9 protein-coding genes and 1 pseudogene are annotated in these 8,131 nt (G+C 67.7%); all 10 read right to left on the reverse strand.

The window, feature by feature from the left end; all coding sequences use genetic code 11:
- Positions 1–20: 20 nt before the first annotated feature.
- Positions 21–1,595 carry a DUF6519 domain-containing protein gene (locus ABZV38_RS10315; protein ID WP_356326347.1) on the reverse strand — a complete coding sequence of 525 codons (1,575 nt, stop codon included), beginning with the start codon at positions 1,593–1,595 and terminating at the stop codon, positions 21–23.
- 96 nt (positions 1,596–1,691) lie between these two features.
- Positions 1,692–2,888 (reverse strand): annotated as a pseudogene (locus ABZV38_RS10320) (putative baseplate assembly protein); the annotation flags it as partial.
- Positions 2,885–3,262: a GPW/gp25 family protein gene (locus tag ABZV38_RS10325; protein WP_356326348.1), complete on the reverse strand. Its 378-nt coding sequence runs from the start codon at positions 3,260–3,262 to the stop codon at positions 2,885–2,887. The gene ABZV38_RS10325 and the pseudogene ABZV38_RS10320, both read right to left, overlap by 4 nt.
- Positions 3,259–3,594: a hypothetical protein gene (locus ABZV38_RS10330; protein WP_356326349.1), complete on the reverse strand. Its 336-nt coding sequence runs from the start codon at positions 3,592–3,594 to the stop codon at positions 3,259–3,261. The genes ABZV38_RS10325 and ABZV38_RS10330 overlap by 4 nt, the downstream gene beginning before the upstream one ends.
- A gap of 38 nt (positions 3,595–3,632) precedes the next feature.
- On the reverse strand, positions 3,633–4,160 hold the full coding sequence (locus tag ABZV38_RS10335; protein WP_030974832.1) for a phage baseplate assembly protein V: 528 nt from the start codon (positions 4,158–4,160) through the stop codon (positions 3,633–3,635).
- A 26-nt stretch (positions 4,161–4,186) separates the two neighbouring features.
- Positions 4,187–5,326: a hypothetical protein gene (locus tag ABZV38_RS10340; protein ID WP_356326350.1), complete on the reverse strand. Its 1,140-nt coding sequence runs from the start codon at positions 5,324–5,326 to the stop codon at positions 4,187–4,189.
- Positions 5,319–5,669 (reverse strand): hypothetical protein, encoded by a 351-nt coding sequence (locus ABZV38_RS10345; RefSeq protein WP_356326351.1) that lies wholly within the window; start codon positions 5,667–5,669, stop codon positions 5,319–5,321. Before ABZV38_RS10345 ends, ABZV38_RS10340 begins: the two co-directional genes overlap by 8 nt.
- A gap of 3 nt (positions 5,670–5,672) precedes the next feature.
- Positions 5,673–6,338: a hypothetical protein gene (locus ABZV38_RS10350; RefSeq protein WP_356326352.1), complete on the reverse strand. Its 666-nt coding sequence runs from the start codon at positions 6,336–6,338 to the stop codon at positions 5,673–5,675.
- Entirely contained in the window at positions 6,335–7,030 is a 696-nt protein-coding gene (locus ABZV38_RS10355; protein ID WP_356326353.1) for a hypothetical protein, read from the reverse strand. The genes ABZV38_RS10350 and ABZV38_RS10355 overlap by 4 nt, the downstream gene beginning before the upstream one ends.
- A 6-nt stretch (positions 7,031–7,036) precedes the next feature.
- The gene (locus ABZV38_RS10360) at positions 7,037–7,840 is read right to left on the reverse strand and encodes a hypothetical protein (RefSeq protein ID WP_356326354.1); all 804 of its coding nucleotides are present in this window, start codon (positions 7,838–7,840) and stop codon (positions 7,037–7,039) included.
- Positions 7,841–8,131 lie beyond the last annotated feature (291 nt).

Here is an 8,131-nt window from a genome sequence, read left to right on the forward strand (position 1 = left end):
TCCTTTTCCCAGGTGATGCGTCAGTTCTCGGGCTGTCCCTCGTCGGCCTGCGCCGCCGTCGGCCCACCCGAACCGGCAGCGGCCTCCGCCGCCTTGGCCTCCGCCTCGGCCGCGGCCTCCGCCGCCAGCTCCTCCTCGTTCGCGGCAGGGATGACAGCCGACAGCGGTGCGAACGTCATCCGCAGGTCCGGGACCGAGCCCTCCGCCAGTACCCAGGCCAGTGGCGCGTAGTGGACCTGGATCCCCATCGGGGACTGCAGAAGCGGCCGGCGGGCCGCGTCCGTCGGCCATTCGACATTCCCCGTCGCCGTACGGGCCGCGACGTTCCAGAAGTCACCGGTCCGATACGTCCCGCCCGGCTCGAAGTACACGAGCACGCCGTCCTCCAGCGGCAGCCAGCCGCCCTCCTCGATACGGATCGCGCCGCCCCGCAGTCCGGCTGCGGCCTGCTTCGTACGACCCGCTCCGGCCCCGTGCCGGGAAGCGGACCGCTGGTCCCAGCGCCGCAGGAGCGGGTGGAGTCCGGGGCGCCGCCCGACCGACGGATCCGGCTCGCCGGAGAGCCGCACCCGCCGCCCCGGCAGGTCGACCTCCTCGACCCGCAGCAGCGGCAGCGGCTCGCCCCGGCTGGTGTAGGCGGTGTCCACGGACTCCACCCAGTCGCCCACGTTCAGATCGAGCTTGTCGTCGCTGCCGAGGGAAGCCAGCTCCACCCACGTACCGTCGAGTCCGTCGACCGGAAAGGTCACCGAGCCGTTCTCCCGCGACCACTTGAAGGTGGCGTCCTCGGCCGCTCCGCCCTCGTGGATCTCCACGCGGTACATCTGGTTCTCCTGGCCCCGGTACCGGGCGTCCGGCTTCACCAGGCAGGGGTCCTCATCGGCGTGCTCGGGTCGCTCGCTGCGCGCCGCCATCCGAGCGGTCGGCGCCTGCGCCGCAACCCATTGCGCAAACGCCGCGCGGACCTCGTCCTTGCTCGCCCCGTCCGCCAGGTCCAGCTGTGTGCCGGGCAGCGGCAGTACCTGCCAGACGGTCTTGAGCCGGGCCGCGGTGTCGGGCATCGCCGAGCCCAGAGCCACCTCGCGCAGCAGCGGGTCCTCGGCCGCCGTCACGGCGCGCTCCCACACCTTGAGGTAGGCCAGATACGGAAACTGGCCGGGCAGCCGGTCGCCGGGGCGCTCCGCGTCCCGGTATCCGTCCGGCTGGTCCCAGTAGGTCCAGGTCGCCGCAGGCTGCTCGTCCGCCGGGGCGTCCTTGTCACCGTCCTGCGCGGTGTGCCCTTCGTCGACGACCGGAACGCCGGCCTGCGGGCGCGTCGCGTCCACCAGGATGCCGTCCACGTAGTAACGGCCGCCGCCGATGGACAGATCGTCCAGCTCCCGGCCGCCGCTCACAAATCCCAGCGCGAAGCCGGTGGCGCCGCGTGGACCGCCGTGCTGCCCGATCAGATCGGCTGCGGTCGTACGGGCTTGCAGCAGCTGGATGGCGGCCTGCTCATTGGCGTCCGCGTCGAGCTGTACCCGGCCCTGCTGCGCGATCACCGCCGAGTAGTGGCGGTCCGGCCGGAAGGTGATGCGGGAGATGTCTGCGTGCATGGAAAGGGGTCCCCCTCGGAAGTTCGGCAGTTCGTTGAGAAGTCATGCAGGGTGACGGGGATCAGGTGACGGTGATGATCCCGGTGTCGGTACCGGCCGGTCCACGACCGGCGTGACAGAGGTCAGGCGCACGGCCTGTCGGTGGGCTGGGTCGGCGTCACCCGGCGTACCGGAGCGTGCCCCCAGCACCTCCTCGATCACGAGCAGATCGCCCGGCGCGAGCCTCAGCGACCTGACCGTGCACCCCTTGTCCGCCCATGCGTCCCGCAGCGTCGCGGATGTGGCCCCCGCGGGGAGCGAGCACACCTCGTCGCCCCAGGTCCAGAAGCGGATCGTGTTGTGCTCGGGGCGCAGCACCAGCGGGTCCCCGGCGACGACCGGTTCGAACACCTCCACAGATCCGCGCTCGTCGAGCACGGTCAGATCCCGATCGTCGATGACGGTGCCGATCGCGGGCCGGTCGTGCGGGCCAAGGGTGCGTACGTCTACGGCAGCGAACCGGAACGTACCGGGCAGCAGTGCCAGTTCGCGTGCGACCTCGACCGTGACCATGGCCCGGGCATTGACGCCGTCGTGCATCGGATAGTCGATGAGCCGCACATGGCGGCGTACGGAGACGCGTCGGCGGGCCGTGTCGAGATACGCCTCCGTGGCAACGGCGTCCTGCATGTAGCTGATCCGGTCCGTGGTGTGCGCGAGGAGTTCGACGAGCGTCGTCCCCAGGTCGGCGGCGTTGCGCTCGACCCAGTCGGGGGTCGTCAGCGCCAGCCTGTCCAGGATGAGGCGGCGGATTGTGTCGTAGTCGCGGGCCGTGTAGTCGATGACCGGCGCGGCCGGGATGCCAGGAGTGCGGTCGGGATGTTCGTCCTTGCAGTCGAAGGGGGTCGGACAGTCGGGCCGGAAGTCGAACTCGGCGCAGAAGTAGCGCTGGTCGAAGCCGGGAAAGGGCTCGGTACCGGGCCGGCCGTAAGGGTCCGTGTCCACCACCGAGAGCCGGTAGCGGGAGGTGTCGCCGGTGCGGTCCAGCGTGACGAACAGCCGGTCGTCGAGCTCCGGGTCCTCCTCGCGCTCGACGGACACCTCGACGGCCTCGATACCGGTGACCCGGCGGCCTCCGTCGATCCGTATGTTCTCCGGACACAGCCCGAGGGGCGCCTTGCCGAGAAAGGTGACGGTCAGCGTCAGCCCGTCGTCCCCGGCCTCGACGGCGTCCACGCCGCCGAGTTGCGCCGCACGTACCTTGGCCCGCCTGCCGTCCGTACGGCGGACCAGCTCGTTGCTCGGACCGCTCATGCCGGGCCGCTCCCTTCGAACACCTCGTCGCGCCGGCTCGCGGTGGAACGCACCACGTAGCGCAGATACACCCGGACCACGTTCTCCTCGCTGACCACGTCGAGGGATTCCACCTCGATGAGCTCGCCCAGCCAGCGCTGCAGCGCGGCCTGCACCGACAGCTCCAGCGCGGAGGCCAGTTCGGGGCTGTTCGGTGTGAAGACCAGGTCGAGCAGTCCGCAGCCGAAGTCGGGACGCATCACCCGCTCGCCGGGGCTGGTGAACAGCAACTGCTCGATCAGGTCGCGTACATGCTCGTCATGAGCCGCGTGTGCGGTGCGTCCCCGGCGGTCGGTCCGGAATGGGAAGGCGATATCGCTCCTCGTCCGCGTCATCGGGAGGACACCCCCCGTGCGGACGCGGTCACGACCGGCGGGCCCTGCGGCACGAGCGCGGCGCTGAAACAGAGCGCGGACGAGCTCTCCAGCATGACGGGCCGGCCGTCGACCAGCACACCGCCGCGCTCCGGCGTCCAGCGGACCGTCACGCACGGATGCGGTACGCCGTCGACCGTGTGCCGGCAGCCGCTCACCGCGAAGACATCCGCCGCAGTGGGCACGGACCGCCCGTCGATCCGTACTCCGGACGACGGGGCGGAGGCGGGCGTGACGCGGCCGCCGTGCGGGCAGCTGATCGCCGAGCCGCTGTTCACGAGATTCCCGGACACCACGTATCTCCCCGTTCTTGTCGTACTCGTCGCTGTGGTCATCGCTTCTTCGGCACGATCAGCCGGCCCTCGTTGATATTGACCTCGTCGCCGGTCAGCACGATCGACGCACCCTTGCCGGTGCCGATGGTCACGCCCTTCTCGTCGATCTGGATGTAGGCGCCGCCCTTGGCCTCCAGCAGAATCCCCGTGCCACCGGGCACGTCCGACATCACCAACTTGTGCTCGCCCGGCGTCTGGATCACCACCGGCTGCGATCCGGGCAGTTCCGCGCTTGCCCGGGGCGGCAGCTCGGAGGCGTCCCCGTACCAACTCCCGGTCCAGATCGGGAAGCTTGGATCGCCCTGCTCGAACTCCATCCACACTCCGGCGCCGATCTGCGGGACGACGTACTGCCCCGCGTGCCGGCCGGTGAACGGCAGACAGGGCAGCGCCCACGTGGAGGCCTCGTCGCCCAGCACGTCCGGCACCTGGGCCGTGATCCGGCCCAGCTTGAGCGGATCCCTGTTGTCGATCACCCGGCCCCGGAACTTGCCGAGAAACCGGTTGTTCGGTCCTGCAGCCATGCGAAGTTCTCCTGGTCCTGACGTCTTTACGGACGCACTGTCCTGCTGCGGGCGATGAGGCCCTCGCGGGAGAGCGTGAAGTTCTGCCGGTAGGAGCCGGGACGCAGATTGTGGGTGACGGACTTGACGTAGTAGTCGCCGTCGTACGTCACACCCGACCCGCGAACCCCCACCAACTCCCTTGGTCGCAGCACGTATCCATGCCGATTGACATCCAGCGAGCCCGACCCGGAAATTGCATCCGCAGAGATCGCGGCCCTGGCCAGAGTCTCGGCCTCGGCCTGCCCGAGCTCCTTCTTCGCCGTACCGGAAAGGGTCTTGCGCTTGAGTGCCGGCGAGGCCCTCAGCCCGAGGGGCGGCCGCAGCGGGCTGATGTCGGGCTGCGCCAGCAGCCGCACGTCGCGGGTGCGCGGGTCCTGGACGCGCGCCTGGGGCTCTTCCCTGGCTGTCCCGTCGTAGGCGAAGGTCAGCTGGTCGACGGTGGAGTTGTTGTCCATATTGACGTTCAACGCGTGCTGCCGCTGACCGATCCGCTGCTCGGGACCCCAGAAGGCGATGGACCGGCCGGGGGCCGGACCCGGCTCCAGATAGAAGACGTACCCGTTGGCGCGGGCCAGCTCGTTCAGATACTGCAGATCGGTGCCGGTCTGGTAGTCGACCCGTAGCTGCTCGCGGGGCGGCTGATGAATTTGTTCACGGATGATCCGGGGATCGATTCCGTAGTCGGCGTACCTCCGCAGAATCCGCTCGGCACGCTGGGCAGGACCGAGATTCGGATACCGGTCGGTCCGCTCTTCGAGGTCCATGAGCAGCGTCAGATCCTCACCGGTCACGGTGAGCGTGGTCTGCCCCGGCTGATTGCTGGCGCCCACTTCCTGCCTCACGATCAGCCCGTCCAGGATCACGGTCGGCGTCCCCTTGACGGAGGTTGCGACGATCACCCTGGTCTTCGGATCGAAGAACCCCTCGGGCAGCAGCCGCTGTGCGATCAGGCCCCGTTTGGTCAGGTCGAAGGCGAGCTGGAACCCGCTCCGTTCCCCTGCGGTCATGGTGATCTGCGCGGACAGCAGCGCCTCGGTCACCTCGGCCGGGACAGGACGGGTGAGTTTGGGCCCCATGTGCAGGGTGAGATGGACGGGCCCGCTCCCGATGGGCTCGTCAGCCATGGAATCCGCCCGGCAGAGGAATGTCGATCGTCCGCCCCGGCTCGGCGGTCAGCTCCTGCGGGTCGAGTACGGAATTGGCATCCGCGATCTGCCACCACTGCCCGGGATCGCCGAAGTAGCGCTGCCCGAGATGGTCGGGCCGCTCGCCGCTGCTGACGGCGTGCGGAGCGGTCTCGTCGGCGCTCTCGCTCAACGGCGGCAGCAAGCGCCGCTTGGTGTAGCGCACTTCGGTCCCGTCAGGGAGTCGGTGCACGCCGATCTCCGCGTCGTGGTACCGGCTGGTGCGGGGGTACGGATGTGCCCCCGGGATGGCGTCCAGCGCACTCTCGTAAGGATCAATCACGTCCTACAGCCCCCGTCCCAGCCCGAGCTCGGCCAGCCTCCCGCCTCGTGCGGCAGCGGCCAGCCGCTCCTTCTGCGCCAGATGTGCCAGATACAGGTCGGCCCCGCGGTGCCCGGCGGGCAGATCGCTCACGCTGAGCACCTTCATCCCGATGCCGAGGCTCGCCCTGATCGGGTTGAGGTTGATGTCGAAGGCCGACTCATTGATGGACAGTTCGATGAGCCGCACGGGCATGACGCGCTTGCTCCCCCAGGTGAAGAGGGTCAGCGGCATCTCGATCGGGCTGATCTCGATGGTCCCCTTCTTGGTCAGGCGGGAGGCCTCGCGGAGCTGAGCGCTGGTGGGATGCACCAGCATCTCGAGCATGGCGAGTTGGGGATGGATCCCATCGGGCGCGGCGATCTCCAACTGATCGGTGGCATCGATCTCGGCGGTGAACTTCCAGCTCTCCTCGGCGGGGCCCTTGAGGCGTAGCGCCTCGTTGCGGTCTCCCCCGCTGCCTCCTCCGCCGGCGTCGCCGCTTCCGCCGGCGGCCTGGGGGGCGAGGGAACGTTCGAGGGTGTCGGGGTTGAACTGGAGGACGATGATGCGCTGGGGGGTGCCGCGTTCGGGGTCGACCACGACGATGCCGGAGCGGATGGGCTTGGGTATGTCTGCGTAGCGGGTCACAGCCGGGCCTCCAGGCGGGCGATCAGGTGCGCATAGTCGTAATGGGGGAACAGTTGCGGCAGGACGTCCAGCATTTCCTTGAGCCCGTCGGACAGGGCTCGGACCGACGGGTCGCCGAGGTCGACTTCGCAGAAGAGGTATTGCCAGCCGATGGTTCCCTTGGTGACGAGCAGATTGTCCAGGTAGGGGCCGTAGCCGATTTCCATACGGGTGGCCCCGCGGCGCATGTCGAAATACCAGATCTCAGGATCCACGGATCCTGGAGTGGCGCGCAGAGCCGCCATCCTTCCCGTTCCCGTGCTGGGCGTGTCATCGAAAATTCGCAGGTCCCGGTGGAGCTCACGCTCCCAGTCGTTGTTGCCTTCCCATGTGTAGTCCATGCGGTTCTCGAAAATGCTGCGGTACAGGTGGGTGAGATGGAATTCACCGACAAGTTCTGAGCCTGGACGCGACGATCGCCAAGAGGCCTTCACGTCGTTGGAGCGGAAGAAGTACTGCCGGAACGTGGGGTCGAGCGGTAGTTCCTCGTCCTCGAGGAGGCTCTCGAAGACCGTCTCGGGGTCGTCCAGATTCTTGGCTGTCGCGCCGAGCCGTGCCTCAGCGGTGTCGAGCTCAGGAGCATGGCGAAGTTCCTCGAGTGCCGTGGCGCAGCGTCGCTCAAAAGGCAGGAGAACTTCTTCGTTCCGGTTCATCGTTGCTCACTTGCTCCAGTCGACTCGGTGCTTCGCGTCCAGGGCTCGAAGCTTGACGAGCATTTCATTGAGGCCCGGCATGGCGTCAGCGCGCATATTTCTCTTCTTTGTTCTGAGGATCAACGCCACTTCACTCGCGTTGTTGTACTTCCCCCCGGCGTCATCACGTCCGTCGATGACGTGATCGGCGAGGCGGTCGCTGCATTCGAGCATGTCGCCCAGGCGCTTCCGGCCGTCCATGTTGACGAAGAGTGTTCCCGCCTCGTCCTGCCTCGGCGGCGGTGTGTGCTGGTAGTACGCCTTCTTCGTCCCGGTCCTCGTCCAGTCACTGCGCTTCTTGCCGGATCCTCGTACTTTTTTGTAGCCGCCGTACGCCGAGTAGATGTAGCTCGGGAAGTCAGCGAAATCCTTGAGTCTGGAATAGCCGAACTGGACCACGGTCTCGTACCAAATGATTTTTTCCGGCCTCGGGACGGATTGGTAGGCCTCGTCCTCGATCTCGTTCAGGAACTTGGTGTTGGTCCGGGGCCCACGGGCGGGGACCAGATTGTTTCCGGTTGCCTTACCGCCGAGCCGTTCCGGCAGCAGGTGCATCCTTACCCACGCGGCATCCTTGCTCAGGCCGTTCTTCTCGACGAAGCCCCAGCCCGGCGGCTGGCCCGACTTGGCGAGCTTCGCGTCCTGTCCCTGACCGCCATTCACCGTTTTGACGGAATCGGCGAGGAATTCAGCTCGGAAGCCTTCGGCGCGGGCGTCGAAGAAGGAGGGGAACTTGGGCTCCGGGAGTTCGTCGTCCTCCAGCTGATCCATCCCCTCCTCAGTGGTGGTTCCATGGATGTCAGGGAGCTCTGGATTCAGCTTGCCCCACACGGTGAAGTCGGGGTCGCCCTTCTTGCGCAGGTCGGTGAGGCGATACCATCGGCGCAGCTCTGCAAGGAGCGCGACATGGCTGCGTTCCGGAATGCCGCGTCCCAGGCGCTCCTTGAGGCAATGCCACTTAGCTTGCGTTGATGTTGGGGCGGGGTGCCGCTACCGTTCTGGCGGTGAGTCAGGATGTGGGCGGGTCGCTGCCGGACTGGATCTCGTTGGGTGTGCTGGCCT

The sequence above is a fragment of the Streptomyces sp. NPDC005181 genome, assembly GCF_040608395.1.
GTDB lineage: Bacteria > Actinomycetota > Actinomycetes > Streptomycetales > Streptomycetaceae > Streptomyces.

Excerpts from the sequence above, each read along its gene's own strand:
- ABZV38_RS10315 (WP_356326347.1), bottom strand. The coding sequence starts at position 1,595 with ATGCACGCAGACATCTCCCGCATCACCTTCCGGCCGGACCGCCACTAC.
- ABZV38_RS10325 (WP_356326348.1), bottom strand. The coding sequence starts at position 3,262 with ATGACGCGGACGAGGAGCGATATCGCCTTCCCATTCCGGACCGACCGC.
- ABZV38_RS10335 (WP_030974832.1), bottom strand. The coding sequence starts at position 4,160 with ATGGCTGCAGGACCGAACAACCGGTTTCTCGGCAAGTTCCGGGGCCGG.
- ABZV38_RS10340 (WP_356326350.1), bottom strand. The coding sequence starts at position 5,326 with ATGGCTGACGAGCCCATCGGGAGCGGGCCCGTCCATCTCACCCTGCAC.
- ABZV38_RS10355 (WP_356326353.1), bottom strand. The coding sequence starts at position 7,030 with ATGAACCGGAACGAAGAAGTTCTCCTGCCTTTTGAGCGACGCTGCGCC.
- ABZV38_RS10360 (WP_356326354.1), bottom strand. The coding sequence starts at position 7,840 with ATGGATCAGCTGGAGGACGACGAACTCCCGGAGCCCAAGTTCCCCTCC.